General features: G+C 35.0%; 18 protein-coding genes, 2 pseudogenes and 2 CRISPR repeat arrays (1 of these 22 cut by a window edge). Of the genes and pseudogenes, 18 read left to right on the top strand and 2 right to left on the bottom strand.

Annotation, left to right across the window (positions count from 1 at the left end; translation table 11 throughout):
- Positions 1-3: 3 nt before the first annotated feature.
- The 15 genes from K412_RS0106635 to cas2 all read left to right on the top strand — a co-directional run bounded on the left by K412_RS0106635 (position 4) and on the right by cas2 (position 14,634).
- The gene (locus K412_RS0106635; protein WP_024832372.1) at positions 4-1,029 is read left to right on the top strand and encodes a 4Fe-4S dicluster domain-containing protein; all 1,026 of its coding nucleotides are present in this window, start codon (positions 4-6) and stop codon (positions 1,027-1,029) included.
- Entirely contained in the window at positions 1,029-1,877 is an 849-nt protein-coding gene (locus K412_RS0106630) for an FAD/NAD(P)-binding protein (protein ID WP_024832371.1), read from the top strand. Before K412_RS0106635 ends, K412_RS0106630 begins: the two co-directional genes overlap by 1 nt.
- 67 nt (positions 1,878-1,944) lie before the next feature.
- On the top strand, positions 1,945-2,619 hold the full coding sequence (locus K412_RS0106625) for a 4Fe-4S dicluster domain-containing protein (RefSeq protein WP_024832370.1): 675 nt from the start codon (positions 1,945-1,947) through the stop codon (positions 2,617-2,619).
- 12 nt (positions 2,620-2,631) lie between these two features.
- The gene (locus K412_RS0106620) at positions 2,632-4,227 is read left to right on the top strand and encodes an FAD-dependent oxidoreductase (protein WP_024832369.1); all 1,596 of its coding nucleotides are present in this window, start codon (positions 2,632-2,634) and stop codon (positions 4,225-4,227) included.
- A gap of 86 nt (positions 4,228-4,313) precedes the next feature.
- A complete protein-coding gene (locus K412_RS0106615; RefSeq protein ID WP_024832368.1) occupies positions 4,314-5,156 on the top strand; it encodes a fumarate hydratase in 843 nt (280 codons plus the stop codon).
- A 1-nt stretch (position 5,157) separates the two neighbouring features.
- The gene (locus tag K412_RS0106610) at positions 5,158-5,724 is read left to right on the top strand and encodes a Fe-S-containing hydro-lyase (RefSeq protein WP_024832367.1); all 567 of its coding nucleotides are present in this window, start codon (positions 5,158-5,160) and stop codon (positions 5,722-5,724) included.
- 49 nt (positions 5,725-5,773) lie between these two features.
- Positions 5,774-6,058, top strand: coding sequence for a hypothetical protein (locus tag K412_RS0106605; RefSeq protein WP_051461019.1), 285 nt, complete (start codon positions 5,774-5,776; stop codon positions 6,056-6,058).
- A gap of 412 nt (positions 6,059-6,470) precedes the next feature.
- Positions 6,471-7,202, top strand: coding sequence for a CRISPR-associated endoribonuclease Cas6 (cas6, locus tag K412_RS0106600; protein ID WP_024832365.1), 732 nt, complete (start codon positions 6,471-6,473; stop codon positions 7,200-7,202).
- A 25-nt stretch (positions 7,203-7,227) separates the two neighbouring features.
- A complete protein-coding gene (gene cas8a1 / locus K412_RS0106595) occupies positions 7,228-8,955 on the top strand; it encodes a type I-B CRISPR-associated protein Cas8b1/Cst1 (protein WP_024832364.1) in 1,728 nt (575 codons plus the stop codon).
- On the top strand, positions 8,948-9,829 hold the full coding sequence (gene cas7i, locus K412_RS0106590) for a type I-B CRISPR-associated protein Cas7/Cst2/DevR (protein WP_024832363.1): 882 nt from the start codon (positions 8,948-8,950) through the stop codon (positions 9,827-9,829). Before cas8a1 ends, cas7i begins: the two co-directional genes overlap by 8 nt.
- A complete protein-coding gene (gene cas5b, locus K412_RS0106585) occupies positions 9,816-10,568 on the top strand; it encodes a type I-B CRISPR-associated protein Cas5b (RefSeq protein ID WP_024832362.1) in 753 nt (250 codons plus the stop codon). Before cas7i ends, cas5b begins: the two co-directional genes overlap by 14 nt.
- Positions 10,569-10,595: 27 nt before the next feature.
- Positions 10,596-12,842, top strand: a complete 2,247-nt coding sequence (locus K412_RS0106580; RefSeq protein ID WP_024832361.1) for a CRISPR-associated helicase/endonuclease Cas3 — start codon at positions 10,596-10,598, stop codon at positions 12,840-12,842.
- Positions 12,843-12,851: 9 nt separating this feature from the next.
- A complete protein-coding gene (gene cas4 / locus K412_RS0106575) occupies positions 12,852-13,349 on the top strand; it encodes a CRISPR-associated protein Cas4 (protein ID WP_340139723.1) in 498 nt (165 codons plus the stop codon).
- 11 nt (positions 13,350-13,360) lie between these two features.
- Positions 13,361-14,353 (top strand): type I-B CRISPR-associated endonuclease Cas1b, encoded by a 993-nt coding sequence (gene cas1b, locus K412_RS0106570; RefSeq protein ID WP_024832359.1) that lies wholly within the window; start codon positions 13,361-13,363, stop codon positions 14,351-14,353.
- 2 nt (positions 14,354-14,355) lie between these two features.
- On the top strand, positions 14,356-14,634 hold the full coding sequence (gene cas2 / locus K412_RS0106565; protein WP_024832358.1) for a CRISPR-associated endonuclease Cas2: 279 nt from the start codon (positions 14,356-14,358) through the stop codon (positions 14,632-14,634).
- Positions 14,635-14,819: 185 nt separating this feature from the next.
- A CRISPR array of direct repeats spans positions 14,820-18,630; the repeat unit is 30 nt; unit sequence GTTTTAATATAAACAGAGTGGAATGTAAAT.
- Between the two features lie 127 nt (positions 18,631-18,757).
- Here the strand turns inward: cas2 and K412_RS0106560 are convergent.
- Positions 18,758-19,396: pseudogene (locus K412_RS0106560) on the bottom strand (IS3 family transposase); the annotation flags it as partial.
- 149 nt (positions 19,397-19,545) lie between these two features.
- On the opposite strand from K412_RS0106560, the gene tnpA reads away from it, so the two are divergent.
- The 3 genes from tnpA (at position 19,546) to tnpC (ending at position 21,993) form a co-directional block, all read left to right on the top strand.
- Positions 19,546-19,911 (top strand): IS66 family insertion sequence element accessory protein TnpA, encoded by a 366-nt coding sequence (gene tnpA / locus K412_RS0106555; RefSeq protein WP_024832356.1) that lies wholly within the window; start codon positions 19,546-19,548, stop codon positions 19,909-19,911.
- Entirely contained in the window at positions 19,904-20,260 is a 357-nt protein-coding gene (tnpB, locus tag K412_RS0106550; RefSeq protein ID WP_024832085.1) for an IS66 family insertion sequence element accessory protein TnpB, read from the top strand. Before tnpA ends, tnpB begins: the two co-directional genes overlap by 8 nt.
- 116 nt (positions 20,261-20,376) lie before the next feature.
- Positions 20,377-21,993, top strand: coding sequence for an IS66 family transposase (gene tnpC / locus K412_RS0106545; protein WP_024832355.1), 1,617 nt, complete (start codon positions 20,377-20,379; stop codon positions 21,991-21,993).
- 60 nt (positions 21,994-22,053) lie between these two features.
- Here the strand turns inward: tnpC and K412_RS21760 are convergent.
- Positions 22,054-22,565, bottom strand: a pseudogene (locus K412_RS21760) (transposase); the annotation flags it as partial.
- Positions 22,566-22,642: 77 nt separating this feature from the next.
- A CRISPR array of direct repeats spans positions 22,643-22,805; the repeat unit is 30 nt; unit sequence GTTTTAATATAAACAGAGTGGAATGTAAAT (it continues 2,827 nt past the right edge of the window).

Raw genomic sequence — 22,805 nt, 5'->3', positions numbered from 1 at the left:
GGTATGTATAAGATAGCGAAAAATCAATTGCAAACGTTATTTACTGCTATTGCAAATACTAAAAACTTGTATTTGCCAGTAAAAAAGTCTGACCAAGTAAATTATGGACTTTGGACAAAGGATGCAGAAGTGGATTTGGATACCTTAAAGACCGTTAAATCTCCAAAAGACTTCTTTTTCCCACAAAGCGAAACCCTATATAACTGCCATAAGGAAAACGGGAAAATAGTAATAACTCCAACTGAGTTAATAAATCAACCTTTTGTGATTTTTGGAGTGAAAGCATGTGATATTAAAGCAATAGAAATACTTGACAAAGTATTTCTAAGTGAACCCATTGATACATATTATGCAGCTCGTAGAGAGCATGGAATAATAGTGGCTATGGCATGTCATGAACCAGAAGAAACCTGCTTCTGTAATGTGTTTGGTATAGATGCAAGTACTCCTGCAGGAGATGTTGTTATATGGCAGGTTGAAGATTCAATATACTGGAAGGCGCTTACTGAGAAGGGTGAGTCACTTACAAAAGAAGTTGACAGTCTTTTAGAAATAGTATCAGATACATCAGCAGTAGAAAAAGAACAAGCTGCTATTAAGGGAATTATTGAGAAACTGCCTTATAGCCATTTGGATATGAGCAAATTTACTCCAGATGCTTTGGACGAAATGTTTAATTCTCCAAAGTGGGAACAGCTATTTAAGGCTTGTCTTGGATGTGGTACATGCACTTTTGTATGTCCTACCTGCCAATGCTATGACATTAAAGACTATAATACCGGAAACGGTGTACAAAGATTCCGTTGCTGGGATTCGTGCATGTATTCTGATTTTACAATGATGGCTCATGGAAATCCCCGTACCAGCCAGTTGCAGAGGTTCCGCCAACGCTTTATGCACAAGTTGATATACTTTCCAGCAAACAACGATGGCGTGTACTCATGTGTAGGCTGTGGACGTTGTGTAAGCAAATGTCCAGCATCACAAAACATTGTTAAGGTTATAAAAAGTTTTGGAGGTGAAAGTTAATGTGTAATTGTGGAGGAAATCACAAAACTGATTCGCTGGTTCCACTAATTGGTGTAATTACCGATATTCGAACTGAAACTCCAGATGTTAAGACTTTTCGAGTTGTGAATAGAGAAGGTAAAAAGTTATTTGAGCATTTACCTGGTCAATGTGCAATGGTTTCTGTTCCGGGCGTGGGAGAAGCGATGTTTTCCATTACTTCATCACCAACAAATAAAGAGTATCAGGAATTTAGCATTAAACGCTGCGGAGCATTAACAGATTATCTTCACAATATGGAGGTTGGAGAGGAAGTTACAGTTCGCGGACCTTATGGAAATGCATTTCCTGTTGAAACTGCATTAAAAGGAGAAAATCTTCTTTTTATCGCCGGTGGAATAGGCCTTGCACCACTTAGATCAGTTATTAATTATGTATTAGACAATAGAGAGAACTATGGAAGTGTTGACATTTTATATGGATCACGTTCAGCAGATGACTTGGTTCAATTAAAAGAAATACAAGAGGTTTGGTGTAAAACGGAAGGTGTAAATGTTTATTTAACTATAGATAGAGAGCAAGAGGGATGGAATGGCCATGTGGGATTTGTCCCTAGCTATCTAAAAGAGTTGGAATTAGCAACAGATAAGACAGTTTTGGTTTGCGGACCGCCAATTATGATTAAATTTGTTTTAGCTGCACTGGAAGAAATGGGCTTCAATAAAACACAGGTATATACAACCTTGGAACTTAGAATGAAATGTGGTATAGGCAAATGTGGGCGCTGTAATATCGGATCAAAATATGTATGTAAAGATGGACCGGTATTTAGATGCGACGAAATTGACGAGCTGCCACCGGAGTATTAAATTAGTGGAATGTGTTATGGAGCAATTTGAAAAGCCCCAATAAATATATATTAGGAGGATAAAGAAGATGCAGGAAATGGTCAATGTATTTTTATATGGAAAAAAATACACAGTACCAGCAGACCTCACCATAATGACAGCTATGGAATATGCAGGTTATAAACTTGTAAGAGGATGTGGATGTCGTCATGGGTTTTGCGGTGCATGTGCAACAATTTATAGAATAAAAGGAAATAATGAATTAAAGACTTGTTTGGCTTGTCAGACACAGGTAGTGGATGGTATGTATGTGGCTAGTCTCCCATTCTTTCCAACAGATAAGAGAAGCTATGATATAGAAGAAATAAGACCGGAACAAAAGATTATGATGGAGTTATATCCTGAGATATATAGTTGTATAGGATGTAATGCTTGTACAAAGGGATGCTCTCAGAGCTTAAATGTAATGCAATATATTGCTTACGCTCAAAGAGGTGAGTTTGAAAAATGTGCAGAAGAGTCTTTTGACTGCGTAAACTGTGGCATTTGTACTTCTAGATGTCCAGCCGGCATTTCACATCCAATGGTGGGTTTACTAGCGCGTAGACTGACTGGAAAATACATTGCGCCAAAGAGTGAGCATCTCAAGAAACGTGTGGAAGAGATTAATAAAGGTGCCTTTGATGACCTGATTGCAAAGATTATGGAAAAGCCAATCGAAGAAATGAAAGAACTATATAACAAAAGAGATATTGAGGAGTAGGAGGGGAAAAGTATGTTTACAGCAGAAATGTTAGAGTCTATAAAGAAAGTAGAAGCAACTAGAGCCGAAAGAATAGGTTATGAACCAAGAAGAATGACCGCTGAGGAAAAAGATACTCTTCTTCGCCAATATCATCCGGACTTTAGAGAGGATGGATTTTCAATTATCCAAATTGGTCCCAACAAGGGGGAAAAAGCACCAGTAGAGCTTTGTACCTTACTCCACTCCAATAGTAGAATAAAGGATGAAAATATTGATCTATCTAAAATAGATTATGATGTGGATGTATTAGTTATTGGTGGCGGTGGTGCTGGCTCATCAGCAGCTATTGAAGCTAATGAGAACGGAGCAAATGTTATGATAGTTACAAAGCTTCGTATTGGTGATGCCAATACTATGATGGCCGAAGGTGGAATTCAGGCTGCAGACAAAGAAAATGACTCTCCACAACAGCATTATTTGGACGCTTTTGGAGGCGGACACTTTGCTGCTAGACCAGAGCTTCTAAGGAGATTGGTAATGGAAGCTCCAGATGCCATTGCATGGCTTAATAACTTAGGGGTAATGTTTGATAAAAATGAAGATGGAACAATGATAACTACCCATGGAGGCGGTACCTCCAGAAAAAGAATGCACGCATGTAAGGATTATTCTGGGGCAGAAATAATGCGAGTACTTCGTGATGAAGTAATTAACCGTGAAATTCCTGTTATAGATTTTACAGCAGCAGTTGAACTAATTTTGGATAAGAATGGACAAGCTGCCGGTGCTGTACTTCAGAATATGGAGACAGGAGAGTATCTAGTAGCAAGAGCTAAGACGGTTATAATTGCTACTGGTGGTGCAGGAAGACTTCATTATCAGAACTTTCCTACCTCAAACCATTATGGAGCTACAGCTGACGGTCTAATTATGGGGTACCGTGCAGGAGCACCGCTTCTTTATCAGGACACTATTCAGTACCATCCAACAGGAGTTGCTTACCCTATACAGATTTTTGGAGCACTAGTAACAGAAAAAGTACGTTCATTAGGTGCTATGCTTGTAAATATAGATGGAGAAGCATTTATGCATCCTTTGGAAACACGTGATGTATGTGCGGCTTCTATAATTCGTGAATGTAGTGATAGAGGGAAAGGTATTCCTACCCCAACAGGAGGTATGGGAGTATGGCTTGATACACCTATGATTGAGATGATTCACGGAGAAGGTACAATTGAAAGACGTATACCTGCTATGCTTCGTATGTATCTAAACTACAACATAGATATGAGAAAACAACCTATTCTAATATATCCTACTCTACATTATCAAAATGGTGGGCTTGAAATAAACGGAGAAGGTTTCACAAAGGCCATTGATAATCTTCTTGTTGCAGGTGAAGCAGTTGGAGGAATCCATGGAAGAAACCGTCTAATGGGAAATTCATTATTAGACATCATTGTATTCGGAAGAAATGCAGGAAAGGCAGCAGCTAAAAAGAGCAAAACTGTTTCTTTAAGTGAGTTATCTCTAGAACATATAAATAGCTATGCAAAGAAATTGGAAGCTGCGGGGATTGAAACAGATACTGTATCTCCAATGCTACTTCCAAAGTATACTAGATAGATTTTTAGGATGGAGCTATTTATACTTCTACAATCAATTAATATATGAATCCTACTAAAACCTATAATTAAGGAAGGAAACTAAGAATGCGCGAAATATCTACAGACCAGATTATTGACGTTGTTAGGCGTTTGTGTATTGAGGCTAATCAAAACCTACCTAGTGATATAAAAGCATGTATTAAAAAATGCAGAGAAAGTGAAGATGGTGAGATTGCTCAGGATATCCTAGACAAAATTATTACTAACTATGAAATTGCAGAGTCAGAAAATGTGCCTATTTGCCAAGATACTGGAATGGCATGTGTTTTCATGGAAATAGGTCAGGATGTACATATTACAGGCCAAAGTCTTGCAGATGCTGTGAATGAAGGGGTGCGCCAAGGCTATGCTGAGGGCTATCTGCGAAAATCAGTAGTAAAAGATCCTGTAAGACGCGGCAACACTGGAGACAATACACCTGCTATGTTATATACAGAGATAGTTGATGGTGATAAGATTAAGATTACTGTTGGGCCTAAGGGCTTTGGTAGTGAAAATATGAGTGCTATTCGTATGTTTAAGCCATCAGCAGGAATTCAAGGAATTAAAGATTTCATTCTTGAAACTGTAGAAAATGCAGGCCCGAATCCATGTCCCCCTATGGTAGTGGGTGTTGGAATAGGTGGAACCTTTGATAAAGCAGCCTTATTAGCTAAGAAGGCATTGATGAGAAATGTAGATATTCCAAATAAAGACCCATATTATGCAGAGTTGGAATCTGAAATGCTAGAAAAAATCAATAATCTGGGGATTGGGCCACAGGGCTTTGGTGGAAAAACCACAGCTTTAGCAGTAATGATAGAAACAATGCCAACCCATATTGCCGGTATGCCATGCGCAATTAATATTAATTGTCATGTCACACGACATAAAACGGAGGTAATCTGACATGGAACGTAAAATTCAACTCCCATTAACAGAAGAACTCGCAAAAACCTTACATGCGGGTGATACAGTCTATTTGACTGGTGAAATATATACTTCCAGGGATGCTGGCCATAAGAGAATGTGTGAAGCCCTTGCAAATGGGCAGGATTTGCCATTTGATCCGAAAGATGCTACATTATATTATGTAGGTCCAACTCCAGCAAAACCTGGTCAGATAATAGGTTCTGCTGGGCCAACAACTAGTGGGCGTATGGATGCATATGCACCTACTATGATGTCAGTGGGAGCTAGAGGAATGATTGGAAAAGGTGACAGACTGCCAGAAGTAGTGGATGCTATGAAAAAGTACAGCGGAGTTTATTTTGGAGCTATTGGTGGGGCAGGAGCGTTACTTGCTAAATGTATCAAAAGCTCAGAACTGATTGCATATGAAGACTTAGGCCCAGAAGCGTTGAGAAAGCTCTATGTGGAAGAAATGCCTTTGGTTGTAATTATTGACAGTGAAGGCAAAAACCTATATGAAGAAGGGCGAAAGGCCTACCTTGCTGCAAAAGCTTCCCAAAAATGAGAAGGTATTTGCCAGTAGTAAACTTTATAAATAAAAAGGGGAATACAAAATGGAATTGTTAGCTGAAGTATTAGAAACTATGATGATTATTGGGTTTGGTGTGTCATGGCCGCTGTCGATTGTGCGCTCATATAAATCACGCTCAACAAAAGGCAAGAGCATTTTATTCTTATTCTTTATAGCATTTGGATATGTTTGCGGTATAGCATCAAAGCTAATATCAAACAATTTGAATCTGGCATTCTGGTTCTACATCCCAAATGTCATTATGGTTAGTACAGATATTGGCTTATATTTTAGAAATAAAAGGATTGAAGCTGGAGCAAATAAATAAGTAATTATATAAAATTTTGCTATAAATAGAAATCTTCCAAGGTTTAACTTTGGAAGATTTTTTAACATCCATATTAGTTCACAAAGATAAAATTATTAAGTTTACAAAATGTTCATCGTTTATAAATTATTTATTAATATTGTGCTGTTAATATAAATACGTAAACTTTTTTTCATTTTGTTTTTTCCTCTTAATTATATTATTTTTTGTAAAGCCCCGTTTTGATAAACGGGGCTTTATTTATGGAAAAGATTGACATTAAATCACATATATGTTAATATGGTACTTGATTAGTAATAAATGGAAATAATTAATATAACACTATGGAATGTAAAATTTATTACTAACCAAAATTAAGTCTTATTTAATATATCCATAATGGAATAAATGAATATACAAAGGAGGTGAATTTATGAGATTTCATTTTACATGCGAATTGGAGAATAATAGACTCAATATTGATTACAGACGAAAGATTGTTAGTTATTTAAAGTCCTGTATTGAGAAAAGCAATAAAGATTTTTTTGAAGAGCTGTACGGCAAAGGAAAGAATTCAAATAAGGAATTTACCATGTCGGTATACTTTGTACCTGAAACAATCATTGATAGAGATAACATTTGGGTTAATAGTAAGAAAATAATAATTAATTTATCAACTCCAGATGTATACACAGGAATTCAATTATATAATGCACTATCTTCCCAGAAGTTTAAGTGGTACAAGCTGTCAAAGGATAATTCTTTGAGAGTAGTTAAAATCACAAATGAAAAAGAAAAAATTATTACTCAAGGCAAAGCTGTTTTCAATACATTATCTCCTATTGTTATACGTGATCATGATAAGGAGACGGGGAAGGACTGGTTTTGCACCTTTGAGGATGAAAATGCTGGCGAAATACTCAAAAGGAATCTACAAACCGAGTTGGAAGGCAAATTTTCAAGAGACATAAGTCATGATATCAAAATGCTTAAAATTGATTTTATTAAAATGAAAAAGGTAATCGTAAAGTCATATGAGTTGAAAATTCAAGCCTCACTTGGCGTACTGTCTATGGAAGGTGAACAATATCTTCTTCAATATCTTTATCAGCGGGGATTAGGTTCAAAGAGGGGACTTTGCTTCGGAATGCTTGAGTTAATATGATATTCGGAAATGGAGGTGAAAAGTATTGGAAGATATCTATGATAATGAAGTCATAAGACTGACACTAGGAGATTGGATGTGGAATGCGTCAATTACCGGGTTTATAAATATTGTAGGAAAAGAAAATGTCAAGTTTTACGGGTGTACTGCGGAAATTCCTGTACATTGTCTTGAGAATTTTGAAGAAAAGTATTTTAAATACTTCATAGATACATATGAAAAAACTTTGCCATGGTATAGAATAATTTCCTTTAAAGAAACAATAGAGCATTACAGAGAAAATGATTTCAAAAATCTCAATCTTCAGGGTCTTAAAGGTATTAATGCATATATAGGAGATATAGCAAAAAGGTATTTGACCAGTAAAAGTATAACGTCAGCTTTTGAGTTGATGGGAACTGCTCAGCGTATTGAGGAATTGGAAAAACGACTACAAAAGATAAAAGAACCCAAAGATGAAAATGCTTTTGAAAAAGAAAAACCTAATATTATTGAAAGCATAAAAAAGCAATTTGATATTCTTGAAGAAATTATAGGGTATTGCGGAAGTAATGAAGGAAGACGTATTATCGGAGCAAAGAATGTAATTTATACAATCATAAGAAATGGTTGGAATGGAGTGAGTTTTTTAAATAAGCAGACAAAGATAAAGGATGTTTATGAGGACTACAGAACATATTTTGTCAACTGTGCTATTGATTATTTGAAATCAGACAAAAACAAATTCAAATATCAGTGCTTTACCTGCGGCTCCCCAATTAAGGATTTCAACAATGATATGGGTTTTATAAACCAGTCCGGGTTTGATGTGGCAAGGAAACCATCTCATGTATGGAACTTTGTTAATGACATAGCATTATGTCCTGTATGTAAACTGATATATTCATGTCTGCCGGCAGGATTTTCATATGTTGGAGATACAGGTTTGTATATAAATGCAAATATGAATATGGAAAATAATCTAAAGGTTAATAGTAATGTTCGGGCTAATGTAACCGGAATTGGCAAAGAGCAGAACTCACGCAAAATCTATTGGGCACTTTTAGAGGCTATGAAAAAGCAACACCTCTCAAGACAGAAATATGAGTTGGCGGATGTTCAGGTAGTACGATGGGAAAACGAAAGTTATAAGTTCAATTTGCTGCCTGAAGCAACAATAGAACTTATAAAAGAGTTTGAAAAGGAAATTGGAAAACTTATAAACACACGGTACAAGGAAGGAAAAGACAGCTACAGCATATACGAACAGGTGCTGGAGAATATTTTCAACAATAGAAACCAGTTTCTTTTAATATTCAAACTTCTTCACTATAAAACAGCATCTCCCAAAGACGGTTTTTATCATATGGGAAACATAATTGATATTCTAAAAATAAATTTCAGATTAATTCAAAATTTAGGAGGGATGGAGAAAATGGGAAAGGGCTTTTATTATATAAATAGTGCAAAAGAAGCGGGAGAAAAGCTAAGAAATGCTTATCTTGAAAAAGACCCTAAAACAGGTAAAATCCCGGGTATAAGCTATAGGCTCCTTAATGCTCTTAAAACTGGTAACTGTAACATGTTCATGGACGTTGTAATTAACTGCTATTTGTATGTTGGCAAGGAGGTACCAAACATAATTACAGAAGCACTTAGGGAGGAAGACGGTGTTTTTGAAACAATCGGATATGCATTTGTTTCTGGATTAAACGGTACAAGACAGGATATAGATAATAAAACAGACAACAAGGAGGAGAATGAAAATGACTGATTTAAAAATAAAAGGATTAACAATGACAATTATTTTTCAAGCTGAAAGTGCTAACTATGGAGAAAGTGTAGGAAATGTTGCTTCATTGAAAAAAATATCTAGAAATAAAGGAGAGCAATATACATACATATCACGTCAAGCCATTAGATACAATATTGCAGAACAGCTTGGGGAAGCCTTTGCACCTGTAGCACAAGAAGGAAGCGGAGATAAAAAGGTTATTCAATTTCTGGAGGAAGCAACCATTGATAAATACCCTGAAATTGACTTTTTCGGTTATCTCAAGACTGAAAAGGGAAGCAACGGCAAGAAGAGAGCTGCAAAGGTAAGATTGTCCAATGCCATTTCTCTTGAAACTTTTAAAGGTGACTTAGATTTTTTAACAAATAAGGGACAAGCTGACAAGATAAAAAAAGATATGAATATAGCACAGGCTGAAATCCACAAATCCTATTACAGATACACAATTGCTGCTGACCTTGATCAGATAGGAATTGATGATGAATATGGTATAGTACTGGAAAACAGCGAAAGAGCAAGACGTGTAAAGAAGCTTCTGGACACAGTTGCAATGCTGTACAGAGACATAAGGGGACGTAGAGAGGATTTAAAGCCGCTATTTGTAATAGGTGGGCTATATGATATAAAAAATCCTGTATTTCAAAATGTAGTATCTGTCAGGAATAATTGCATACAGGTAAACGAGATTACAGGTGTAATGTATGAAGGCATTAAGGAGCATACCCATACAGGAATAGTTGACTGTCGCTTTGATAACACCAATGAGGTGAAGGAGGTATTGAAGGCTACAACAGTACCCGAGTTTTTTGAGGCACTGAAAAAAGAGGTGGATATGTATTATGAAGGGAATTAGGTTAGAGATTAGTCAGGACATGGTTAATTACAAAAAACCTGCCAGCTTTCAATTAAAAGAAACATATCCTCTGCCTCCGTACTCCACGGTTATAGGTATGATTCATAACCTTTGTGGATATGAGGAATATCATCCCATGCAGGTAAGTATTCAGGGAAAGTATTTTTCAAAGGTAAATGACCTTTTTACAAGATACGAATTCAAAAACGGCATGTCATATGATGCAGGCAGGCACCAACTAAAAGTAGGGGGATTTGGTGTTTCAAGAGGGGTTGCAACTTCCGAACTTTTGGTTGATGTAGAACTTCTTATACATATAGTCCCGGAAGAGGATGAGGTTTTGGAGAAAATATATAATAGCTTTATAAAGCCAGTTGAATATCCCTCTTTGGGGAGGCGGGAAGACCTAGTCGTTATAAATGATGTAAGTATTGTAGAAATCAATAAGGAAACTATAAAAGAAAGTGATAGATTGAAAAGCGGATATGCGGCATATATACCTTTATCCTATCTTAATGAGGAATATGTTAAACCGAATTCTAAAGAAGGAGTGGAGTATTCCGGAACACGGTATAAACTTAACAAAAACTACACCCTGGATAATTACGGTACTAATAAATCCCCCAAAATCTTTAGGAAATGGAATACGGTAGAGGTTCTTTACGGACATGATGTAATCATGAGACGAAGAAAGCCATTTTACATGGATGATCGTCAGGATTTTGTTTTTTTGGCCTAGACTATATTTTGCATAAAGGAGACTAATATGGACAGCAGGACATTAGACGAAAAATTTATCGCAAAGACAAGACCTAGACGTAAAGATATTCAATGGCATACAGATGATTTGTTAGTTAACCTTGATATTCTTAAAAAGATGTATCCCAATCTGAAAACAGATTGGGAACTTCTTCGTCTGGCATGTATATACCATGATATGGGGAAAATGAATTTTCGATTTCAGAATAGAGTCCACGGGAAAGGGAGCACTACAGGATTACCACACGGGGTTCTCAGTCTTGGTTTTATTGATGTAGATTATTTGGAAGATAAGGGATATTCGGATAAAGATATTGGCTTGCTATTTCATGCAGTTGCATATCACCATGAAAGAGATATGGATTTTGAAATGGATGAGATTTACAATGAAATCGAAACTCTTAAAAGTGTTTTCCCCAAATACAACTATTTGGCACTTCCAACAAGATACTTTAAACCTAGATTTGATATTGATTTTTTCGACAAAGGACAGAGATTTTACGAATCAAAAGACGGTGATTACTTCTTTAAATATATAATGTTGAAGGGACTTCTGAATAGACTGGATTATGCCGCTAGTGCGGAAATAATAGTAGAAAATCCTAACGATTTTTTGATAGAATCAATGAATGATCTCTTAAAAAAATGGCAAACAAAAAATTTAGAAACTCAATGGAATGATTTACAGAAGTATATGATAAAACAACAAGATAAAAATGTTATAGTTATTGCACAGACAGGAATGGGAAAAACAGAAGCAGGTTTGTTATGGTTGGGTAACAGCAAAGGATTTTTTACATTACCTCTAAAAAGTGCTATTAATGCTATTTACAAACGTATTATAGAAAATATTGTACCTGAAAAATTTGACGAGAGGGTTGCCTTGCTTCATTCAGACACATTGAAGATTTATTCCGAACAGGCTGAAGGTGAAAAAGAAATTGATTTTGAAACATATTACACCAGAACAAGGCAATTATCACTTCCCCTGACTGTGTGTACGTTAGATCAGATTTTTGACTTTGTTTTCAGATATAAAGGTTTTGAACCAAAGCTTGCTACTTTGTCATATTCCAAAGTAATCATTGATGAAATACAGATGTATTCTCATGAACTTGTTGCATATCTTGTTTTGGGACTAAAATATATTACTAAAATGGGTGGGAAGTTTGCAATTATGACTGCCACTCTTCCCCAACTGATACTTAATCTTCTTGAAGAAGAGGGTATAGAGTTTGAAATACCCCGGGTATTTACCAATAGTTTAATACGCCACAGCCTGAAAAGAATAGAAGCCTCTATAAACGACAATGAAAGTATTGAGCAAATATCAAAGGCATATAACAAAAACAAAGTGCTTGTAATATGCAACACAATAAAAATGGCAAAAGAGGTTTATGCAAAGCTTAAAGGAATTTTACCGGAAGATTGCAAGAATGATATACACTTACTCCATAGCGGATTTATACGCTGTCATCGAACAGAAAAAGAAAATTGCATATTGAAGACCGGAAGTAAAGGAAGCAATGAATCAGGAATATGGGTTACCACACAGTTGGTAGAAGCCTCACTGGATATAGATTTTGATTTGCTTTTCACAGAATTATCAGATTTGAACGGACTATTCCAGAGAATGGGGAGGTGCTATCGTCACAGACTTCTTGATGTGGACTATAACTGTTTTGTATTTACAGGAGGAAGTAGAAAATGCAGCGGGGTAGGAATAAATTCGGTTATAGACCCACAGGTTCATAATTTGTCTAAAGAGGCTCTTACCAAGGATGGAGTTCTTTCAGAAGACGATAAAATAAAAATGATTGAAAATACATACACTTCTGAAAAACTGGAAAATTATTATTCTGAAATAAAAAGAACTATAGAGTACATTAAATCAATTTCTGAATATGAGCTTAACAAGCAGGATGTAAATGAAATGTTCAGAGATATAGACCAGGTTTTAGTTATTCCTTTGAGGATTTACAAGGAAAATGAAGAAAGTATACAAACAGAAATAGAAATTCTTAATGATAAATCACAGATTATTAATACAAAGATAAAGGCACGAGATAGATTGCGTGATTTAATGGTGCCTGTAAACAGCAGACTTGCTGAACAAACCAAAAGCTTTAAACTGAAAATTAGCAGAGCAGAGGAAATTGTGATTGTGGATGCAGATTATACTGATGAATTGGGAATCAGCTTTGAAAATACACAGAAACAGGAATTCCGGGATGCTGAAAGCAGAATGTTCTGATATAGGGAGGTGATATGTTTGAGAATTACAGGAACTATGTTTTATTACTATTTTGTTTGCCAAAGAAAGCTGTGGTACTTTGTCAATAACATTACTCTGGAGCAGGAAAATGAAAATGTGCTTCTGGGAAAGCTCATTGATGAAAGTAGCTATGGAAGGGAGGACAAGCAGGTTCTAATAGATGAAACGGTTAATGTTGACTTTATAAAGGACTGGAAGGTTCTGCATGAGGTCAAAAAAAGTAAAAGCATAGAAGAGGCTTCCATGTGGCAGGTAAAGTATTATATATACTTTCTTAGACAAAGGGGAATAAAAATTGAAAAAGGCGTCCTCGATTATCCAAAAATAAAGCAAAGAAAAGAAGTTTTGCTCACAAAACAGGATGAGAAGGAAATAGAGGAAATCCTCCATAGTATTGAGAAAATTGTTATTCAAGAAAAAAGCCCTGAAGTTATTGATTCGAAGATATGCAGAGCTTGTGCATACTATGAATTTTGCTACATTTAAGGAGGGGAAAGATGTCAGAAAGTTTTTATTTATTTTCCGACGGGGAATTAAAGCGGAAGGATAATGTTCTAAGAATGACTGCACCTGACGGCAACTTCAAGGATATAAAAGTAAATATGACTAGGGATATCTATCTTTTTGGGGAAGTCTCTTTGAATACCAAAGCTTTGAATTATGCCGGGCAGTTGTCTATTCCTATACATATTTTTAATTTCTATGGCTTTTATACGGGTAGCTTTTTCCCGAAGGAGACAAGTGTTTCAGGGAAACTCTTAGTGGAACAGGTAATGCATTATTCAGAAGACAGCAAACGTCTTAAAATTGCGAAAGCATTTATTGAGGCTGCCAGCTATAATATTTTAAGAAATATTAGATATTATAATGAAAGGAATCGTGATTTAGAAAACACTATAAATGAAATTAAGAATTTAAGAAATGGAATAGAAAGTGCCGGGGATATTAAGTCTTTAATGGGTGTGGAAGGCAGTATACGAAAAGTGTATTATGAATGTTGGACAAGTATTATTAAGCAGGAAGTTGATTTTGAAAAAAGGGTTAAAAGACCGCCTGACAATATGGTTAATACGCTTATTTCATTTGTAAATTCGTTGATATATACAAGTTGTTTATCTGAAATATATGTGACCCAGTTAAATCCTACAGTTAGCTATTTACACAGTCCTGGTGAGCGAAGATTTTCTCTCTGCCTTGATATTTCTGAAATTTTTAAGCCATTAATAGGAGACAGGCTGATATTTTCCTTACTGAATAGAAATATGATAACGGAAAAGGATTTTGAGAAGGATTCCAATTACTTTTATCTTAAAGATACTGGAAGAAAGAAAATATTGATGGAATACGATGAAAGTATGAACAGAACCATAAAACATAAGGAGTTAGGAAGAAATGTCTCATACAGACACTTAATTCGTTTGGAATGTTATAAGCTTATAAAACATCTAATGGGTGATAAGGAATATGAAGGGTTTAAAATTTGGTGGTGATTATGTATATAGTTCTGATATATGACGTAGAAGTGGATGAAAACGGAGCAAAAGCATCACGGAATATTTTCAAAATATGCAAAAAATACCTGACACATGTGCAGAAATCTGTGTTTGAAGGAGATATCACTCCAGCTTTGTTACAACAGCTAAAGCTGGAACTTAAAAAGCATATAAGAAAAGAAAGAGATTCTGTAATTATTTTCAAAAGTAGAGAGGAAAGATGGATGCAGAAAGAATTTTGGGGAAAGGAAGATGACAAAACATCAAACTTCTTTTAAATATTTTTTCTGTCGACCTCTGATACTGTAAAATTCCATGGGGATTGACAGAACCTCTGATGCGTGTAAAATTAAGATGTAAATAATTTCTAAAAGAAAATCTGTCGTATATTTAATAATTAATTTATAACATCGACAGAAACAGTAAATGTGATCCTTGAAAATTGAATGTTTTCGGCGTCAGCGTTTTAATATAAACAGAGTGGAATGTAAATAAAGAACAAAGAGATGAGTTAATTAAATATTTTGAGTTTTAATATAAACAGAGTGGAATGTAAATTGTATAGTAATACAGGGGTACAGATATCTTAGGGTATGTTTTAATATAAACAGAGTGGAATGTAAATAGTTTCGGTGGTCAGGCAAAAATGACAGTTGTATCTGTTTTAATATAAACAGAGTGGAATGTAAATCTAGCTTTTGAGAACTCTTTTGCTAGTTCTTTTCTAGGTTTTAATATAAACAGAGTGGAATGTAAATCGGTTACTGCTTTAGTGGCGGAGCAGGAATCTCCAAGAGTTTTAATATAAACAGAGTGGAATGTAAATATTAGTTGCAAAAGGCAGGGGACCCGCCTGCAAGTCGTTTTAATATAAACAGAGTGGAATGTAAATTTGTATTACCGCAACAAACAAGCCTACGCGAAACAGTTTTAATATAAACAGAGTGGAATGTAAATCCCTTACACTTAATCTATTGCACGAATCCATCTCAGTTTTAATATAAACAGAGTGGAATGTAAATTCCAATTTTGTAATTATTTACTTTACGATGTATGACGTTTTAATATAAACAGAGTGGAATGTAAATTGGTATAGAAAAAGGAAACTTCCTTGTAAGACCTAAGTTTTAATATAAACAGAGTGGAATGTAAATACACTATAAATCTCATCAACAAATTCTTGCGCTTCAGTTTTAATATAAACAGAGTGGAATGTAAATCCGATTGCACCTGCTCCCAAGGCTGCACCATCCACAAGTTTTAATATAAACAGAGTGGAATGTAAATTATCCTGTTTACCTTTAGTCTCAACTCCTAAAATTTGTTTTAATATAAACAGAGTGGAATGTAAATATCTTTTTGAGATACATCATCAGACTTTTGTCCCTGTTTTAATATAAACAGAGTGGAATGTAAATCGAGATTTTAAAAGGTCAGATAGGGATTCGTGGGGTTTTAATATAAACAGAGTGGAATGTAAATCCTTATAAATTAATTACGTCCGTACCATTTTTTACGGTTTTAATATAAACAGAGTGGAATGTAAATAGAGCAACACCGTCAACAGTTACAGTCTTGAGTATTTCGTTTTAATATAAACAGAGTGGAATGTAAATCTCTTACGAGTGGCTTTGATTTTAATAATTATGAAGTTTTAATATAAACAGAGTGGAATGTAAATTTTTGACATATGCTCATAATGTTCTGAGTTAATACAGTTGTTTTAATATAAACAGAGTGGAATGTAAATACTTCAAAGACAACACTAGCTTATGAGAATCTTTTGGGTTTTAATATAAACAGAGTGGAATGTAAATATACCAAAAGACCTTGCATAACTCAAAATATTAAGTTTTAATATAAACAGAGTGGAATGTAAATTATTTCTTTGCATAATATGCAAAACGCTTCATTTCATCGTTTTAATATAAACAGAGTGGAATGTAAATTTTCTCCTTGCAAATTCTTCATAATCATCACGAGAAAAAGTTTTAATATAAACAGAGTGGAATGTAAATGTTACAAAACCCCATTTTATGCCATATAGCATAGGTTTTAATATAAACAGAGTGGAATGTAAATACTAAATACTATACAATGAAAATGCGGATGATATGGTTTTAATATAAACAGAGTGGAATGTAAATAATAAAAGCAGTTATGTACGTCTTAAAGTACATAAGTTTTAATATAAACAGAGTGGAATGTAAATATACGTCAGGTATAGCGATTACTCTGTCACCGGCGGTTTTAATATAAACAGAGTGGAATGTAAATACCCATAAATGTCTGAACATCTGCATTGTTTACCTGCGTTTTAATATAAACAGAGTGGAATGTAAATGCAATTTTGCATTATAATAATTTGGACCGTAATCAGTTTTAATATAAACAGAGTGGAATGTAAATTTCTACATGCATCATTCTCACTTGCGACATAAACACCAGTTTTAATATAAACAGAGTGGAATGTAAATCCCCATGCCTGACAACTATAAATGTATGAACATATTAAGTTTTAATATAAACAGAGTGGAATGTAAATTATCATCTTCTTGACATTCGCAAATATCACCAGAATCGTTTTAATATAAACAGAGTGGAATGTAAATAACTCTGAACAAAATTCTTCAAATGAATAATTAGCAGAGTTTTAATATAAACAGAGTGGAATGTAAATAAATTTAAAATTTGAAAGGCTGTTTTCGCTGTAAATGTTTTAATATAAACAGAGTGGAATGTAAATCAATATAAATAAATCATAATTTTACACCTTCCTCTACGTTTTAATATAAACAGAGTGGAATGTAAATTAAAACAATAAATGCAATGAGCAGTACAATTGACAAATGTTTTAATATAAACAGAGTGGAATGTAAATCCAGAAGGGACTTGATAATTATGGATGAAAAAGAAGATGTTTTAATATAAACAGAGTGGAATGTAAATAGACCATGACGGGATAATAGACATATCAAACATTGCTGTTTTAATATAAACAGAGTGGAATGTAAATATGAAAGAATTTTCAAGTATTAAGGTTGGTGTAATTAGTTTTAATATAAACAGAGTGGAATGTAAATTAAATAACCTAAAAGGCTTTTTACGTATCAATTCTTCGTTTTAATATAAACAGAGTGGAATGTAAATTGCTTTCATTCGTCTGCGTGCCTCACATTGATATTCTGTTTTAATATAAACAGAGTGGAATGTAAATCGTCTCAAATTTATCAAAATCTATTGTTATTTTACGTTTTAATATAAACAGAGTGGAATGTAAATTCATATAATATTTGGTAACAAGTGGGACAAGGGGGTTCGTTTTAATATAAACAGAGTGGAATGTAAATATTTAAAGTACCCATGAAACTTTGTACATCAGTATTGTTTTAATATAAACAGAGTGGAATGTAAATATTTAAGCAAATATTATAATTATTATTTAAGGAGGAAGTTTTAATATAAACAGAGTGGAATGTAAATACTTTGCGGTGGTCTACTCAATCCAAACTCCAACAGCGTTTTAATATAAACAGAGTGGAATGTAAATATATTAAAGGCTATTGCAGACATTGAAAGAGGGTGTGTTTTAATATAAACAGAGTGGAATGTAAATAGAACAAAAGGAAGCAATCAGGGACAGTGTACTTAAGTTTTAATATAAACAGAGTGGAATGTAAATAAGAAAACGAACGTTGGAAAATGGTCGGTAAGAAAGGGTTTTAATATAAACAGAGTGGAATGTAAATTTTTTAACAACAAAACATTTATCTAAAGTTAAATCGTTTTAATATAAACAGAGTGGAATGTAAATTATTTTATTGATAATTGCCTTTGACCTGTGCCGTAGGTTTTAATATAAACAGAGTGGAATGTAAATACATATTTGTTGAGGTTAACCCGGGAACGGATAGTGTTTTAATATAAACAGAGTGGAATGTAAATCGGGTTACACCGACTTTTTTTGCTAAATTTGATTGAGTTTTAATATAAACAGAGTGGAATGTAAATAATAATACAGCCCTACAATAACTTGAAATCTGCTCATGTTTTAATATAAACAGAGTGGAATGTAAATGAAATTGAATCCTGACATAAAAAATATATGTCCACCGTTTTAATATAAACAGAGTGGAATGTAAATGCAGTATGTGAAATTGAATATGACTTAGAACCTAGTGTTTTAATATAAACAGAGTGGAATGTAAATGCAGTATGTGAAATTGAATATGACTTAGAACCTAGTTTTAATATAAACAGAGTGGAATGTAAATAAGCTAATAAAAATCTATAATTACAGTGATGAATGTAAGTTTTAATATAAACTGACCTTACCCCGAAAAATTAGACACAAAGAATGGCGGGATTTCTCCGATTTTCTTTGTATCACATAAAATTTAATTAAGCTGTCTTACTTAACTTTTCAAAGTCAACAGGCGATCTATAGCCAAGCTTTGAATGCAGACGTATACGATTATAGAAGGCTTCAATATATTCAAAGATAGCTAACTGAGCCTCGGCCCTAGTCTTGAACCTTGTTAAGTAAATAAGCTCCGTTTTAAGTGTACCAAAAAATGATTCCATACATGCATTATCATAGCAATTACCTCTTCGGCTCATACTTTGTGTAATGCCATTGTTTTTGAGTACATTCTTGTATTCATTACTTGCATACTGGACACCACGATCAGAATGATGAATCAGGCCTCTAGCTGGTTTACTGCGGCCTATGGCCTGCTTTAAGGCATCTATGCAAAGTTGCTTTGTCATAGTGCTGTCCATGGCCCAGCCGACAACCTTTCGCTGAAATAGATCAACAATAGCAGCCAGGTAGAGCCAGCCTTCGTCTGTAGGTATGTAAGTGATGTCAGCAACCCATATCTGGTTAGGTTTTGTTGCCGTAAAGTCCTGATTTAGTATATTTGGAGCTACAGGATAGCTGTGCTTGGAGTTTGTAGTAGCCTTGAATTTCCTTTTGGTTTTAGCTGCAATATTGTTTTCTCTCATTAGCTTAGCTACACGGTTTTTGCCGCATTTTATTCGTAAGCGGTAAACCATGAGTACCTCGATAGACTCTCTTTAATATGAGATAATTCTTCCATGTTTTCACAAGCTACTTTAAAAAATTGTACAACTTTTTAAAGTTAGCTTGAAAAACTTTAATAAAGTTTTTCAAGGAGGTTTTATCAATGGAGACTAAAAAAGTACAACAACAGTACCTTCTTTCAAAATGGGCTGCTACTATTCAGGAATGCCGTGCTACCGGAATGTCTGTGAAGGATTGGTGCTTGGAAAACAATGTGAATATGGCTCAATTTTTTTATTGGCAGCGTAAAATACGTAAGCAACTCTGTTCATCGGTAGATAATTCAGCAAAGGATTCGTCAATCACTTTCGCACCCGTTCAACTCACGAGTTCCCGTAATAAGTCCTTGCAAGAAGTATCTTTTAGCACAGAGATGATTGTTAACGTTGGAGGCTGCCAATTACAAATTAATAATGATACTAGCCCTAAGCTGCTAGAGACAGTACTGAAGGTACTCCAAAATGTTTAATAATGCTACTGGTTTTGACCAGATTTACATTGCATGTGGTTATACCGATTTGCGCCAAGGAATTGATGGCCTTGCTGGGATGGTTCAAAATCAATTTCATTTAAATCCTTTTCAAAATATCCTGTTTCTTTTCTGCGGAAGAAAAACAACAAGGATAAAAGGTCTTCTTTGGGAAGGTGATGGTTTTGTATTACTATACAAGCGTTTAGAAGGCGGAAGATTTCAATGGCCTCGCAGTGAAGCAGAAATGAAAGAAATCACACCTAAACAATTCCGATGGCTAACAGAAGGTCTTGCCATTGAGCAAGCAAAAGCTGTTAAGAAAGTGTCTCCCAGCCGTATTATCTAGTGGATAACTCTTTTGAAATTGTGCAAAACCTCACATATTTTCCGTAATTATCCACGACTTTTAAAACTTGAGACTTTTCTATTCCATTGTGTCTTTTTTCATGATATTGTAGATTCATGGATAAAACATTTACAGAACTGGAATTAACTAAATATAGTAAAAAAGATATTGTTCAGCTTTTTCTGAAGCAGCAGGCCATACTTGAAAAACAAAGCACTCAATTAGAAGAAATGAATAAAAACATCACTCTTCTGATTGAAGCAAATAAAATTGGAAAGCAGAAAAGATTTGGACGTTCATCTGAAAAGATGGTATATGATGAGCAGATGGAACTGTGCTTTAACGAAGCAGAAGTAACTGCTGCCGGAAAGCTTATTGAAGAACCTGAATTTGATGAAGTATGTCCTAAGCCATATAAGCGAAAAAAAGCAAAAGGAAAACGTAATGAGGACTTAAAGGATTTGCCTGTCAGTATCATTGAACATACTCTTAATGACGATGAGCTAAGATCTATTTTCGGAGACACATGGAAACGACTGCCTGATGAAGTGTACAAGCGCCTTCAATTTCACCCTGCTACATTTGAGGTGGAAGAGCATCATGTTGCAGTATATGCAGGAAAGGACAATCAAACCATTGTAAAGGCAAACCGCCCTGTTGATCTATTGCGCAACAGTATTGTAACGCCAACTCTGGCAGCTGGTATACTAAATGGAAAATATATAAATGCTCTTCCTCTATACAGGTTGGAACAGGAGTTTAAGAGAAATGACATACATATATCCAGACAGGTAATGGCAAACTGGACAATACAATGTGCCGAGAGGTACCTGTCACTATTGTATGATAGAATGCATCAGGAACTCTATCAGTGCAGCGTATCACAGGCTGATGAGACACCGGTGATTGTTTCAAAAGATGGACGATCTGCCGGTTCTAAAAGCTACATGTGGGTATATCGAACAGGAAAAATGTACGAGGCTCCGCCCATTATCCTGTATGATTATCAGAAAACACGTAAGGCTGATCATCCAAGAGAATTTCTCAAGGGGTATAAAGGGACTATTGTAACCGATGGATATGAAGTTTACCACAAGCTTGAGAAAGAACAAGCGGATATCACAATAGCAGGTTGCTGGAGTCATGCCCGTCGTAGGTTTGCAGCTGTTGTCAAGACAATGGACAAAGAAGCCGCTAAAGATACATTGGCATATGCAGCATTAAAACAAATAGCTTTGATATATAAAATAGATAATGATCTTTTGGGGTTATCTCCACAAGAGAGAGTCGCTAAACGCAAGCTTCTTGTAAGGCCTGAAGTAGAAGCTTTCTTTGCATGGGTAAAAGAGCATAGAAGTGATGTTCCATCACAATCAGAAACAGGCAAAGGCTTTACCTATTGCCTAAATCAAGAAAAATATCTGAGAACATTTCTTGAAAATGGTTACGTACCTCTGGATAATAATGCTACAGAGGGAGCTATAAGGGGCTTCTGCATAGGAAAAAACAACTGGCATTTGATAGACACAGTTCAAGGAGCCCAGGCAAGCGCAATAATTTACAGTATTGCAGAAACAGCTAAGGCTAATAACTTAAAACCATACCATTACTTCAAGTATTTACTGCAACAGATACCCCAACATATGAATGATAAGGATACATCCTTTATAGACAAGCTGCTTCCTTGGTCAGAAGATTTGCCTGAAGAATGCAGAAAAGCAACTCAAAGTTAGCAAAATTATAGCCGCCGAAAGGCGGCATTTTTGTATAGGTACTCATGGTTTACCGCTTACTTTTATTCCACCATTGTTTAAGGCTTTTGTTACTCTGGGACTTCCGTAAGTTTCACGAGATACCTTATGGATTTCCTTAATTCTTTCAAGTAGCTCACAGTTTAATTGCTTACGATGGCTTTTCGGTCTTGTAGTCCAGGCATAATAACCGCTTCTTGATACATCAAGTATTTGGCACATCTTCTCAACAGGAAATATGAAGCGGTATTTATGAATGATAGAATATTTTACTTCCGGTCTTTCGCGAAGATGGCCGTTACTTTTTTTAGGATTTCATTCTCCATTTCAAGGTCTGCAACGCGTTTTCTAAGACTCCTGAGTTCTTCATCTTCAGGCCTAAGATTACCGCTGCCAGGGAATGCATTCTCTTTATGCTTTTTGTACTCATTTAACCACTTATACATAGTATTATCATGGATGCCGATATCCCTAGCTACACTTGGTACACTACGGCCTTGCTCCAGCACAAGACGGACTGCTTGTTCTTTAAAATTTTTATCATAGCGTTTCATGATGGACACCTCCAACTGGTTTTATTATACCAGCCATTCTGTGTGTCCATCAAATCGGGGGAACTTCAATGCGTAAAGTTTTAATATAAACAGAGTGGAATGTAAATACACCTTTTTGTGTCCGTCGCTCTCGTTGTCTATGTGTTTTAATATAAACAGAGTGGAATGTAAATAAAATACAAATAAATAATAAAAATTCTTATATATTAGTTTTAATATAAACAGAGTGGAATGTAAATT

This window comes from Ruminiclostridium josui JCM 17888, from assembly GCF_000526495.1.
GTDB lineage: Bacteria > Bacillota > Clostridia > Acetivibrionales > DSM-1351 > Ruminiclostridium > Ruminiclostridium josui.
This window is presented reverse-complemented; position numbering and strand designations above follow the sequence as displayed.

Coding starts and splice junctions, on each gene's coding strand:
- K412_RS0106635 (WP_024832372.1), top strand. CDS start 4: ATGTATAAGATAGCGAAAAATCAATTGCAAACGTTATTTACTGCTATT.
- K412_RS0106630 (WP_024832371.1), top strand. CDS start 1,029: ATGTGTAATTGTGGAGGAAATCACAAAACTGATTCGCTGGTTCCACTA.
- K412_RS0106625 (WP_024832370.1), top strand. CDS start 1,945: ATGCAGGAAATGGTCAATGTATTTTTATATGGAAAAAAATACACAGTA.
- K412_RS0106620 (WP_024832369.1), top strand. CDS start 2,632: ATGTTTACAGCAGAAATGTTAGAGTCTATAAAGAAAGTAGAAGCAACT.
- K412_RS0106615 (WP_024832368.1), top strand. CDS start 4,314: ATGCGCGAAATATCTACAGACCAGATTATTGACGTTGTTAGGCGTTTG.
- K412_RS0106610 (WP_024832367.1), top strand. CDS start 5,158: ATGGAACGTAAAATTCAACTCCCATTAACAGAAGAACTCGCAAAAACC.
- K412_RS0106605 (WP_051461019.1), top strand. CDS start 5,774: ATGGAATTGTTAGCTGAAGTATTAGAAACTATGATGATTATTGGGTTT.
- cas6 (WP_024832365.1), top strand. CDS start 6,471: ATGAGATTTCATTTTACATGCGAATTGGAGAATAATAGACTCAATATT.
- cas7i (WP_024832363.1), top strand. CDS start 8,948: ATGACTGATTTAAAAATAAAAGGATTAACAATGACAATTATTTTTCAA.
- cas5b (WP_024832362.1), top strand. CDS start 9,816: ATGAAGGGAATTAGGTTAGAGATTAGTCAGGACATGGTTAATTACAAA.
- K412_RS0106580 (WP_024832361.1), top strand. CDS start 10,596: ATGGACAGCAGGACATTAGACGAAAAATTTATCGCAAAGACAAGACCT.
- cas1b (WP_024832359.1), top strand. CDS start 13,361: ATGTCAGAAAGTTTTTATTTATTTTCCGACGGGGAATTAAAGCGGAAG.
- cas2 (WP_024832358.1), top strand. CDS start 14,356: ATGTATATAGTTCTGATATATGACGTAGAAGTGGATGAAAACGGAGCA.
- tnpA (WP_024832356.1), top strand. CDS start 19,546: ATGGAGACTAAAAAAGTACAACAACAGTACCTTCTTTCAAAATGGGCT.
- tnpB (WP_024832085.1), top strand. CDS start 19,904: ATGTTTAATAATGCTACTGGTTTTGACCAGATTTACATTGCATGTGGT.
- tnpC (WP_024832355.1), top strand. CDS start 20,377: ATGGATAAAACATTTACAGAACTGGAATTAACTAAATATAGTAAAAAA.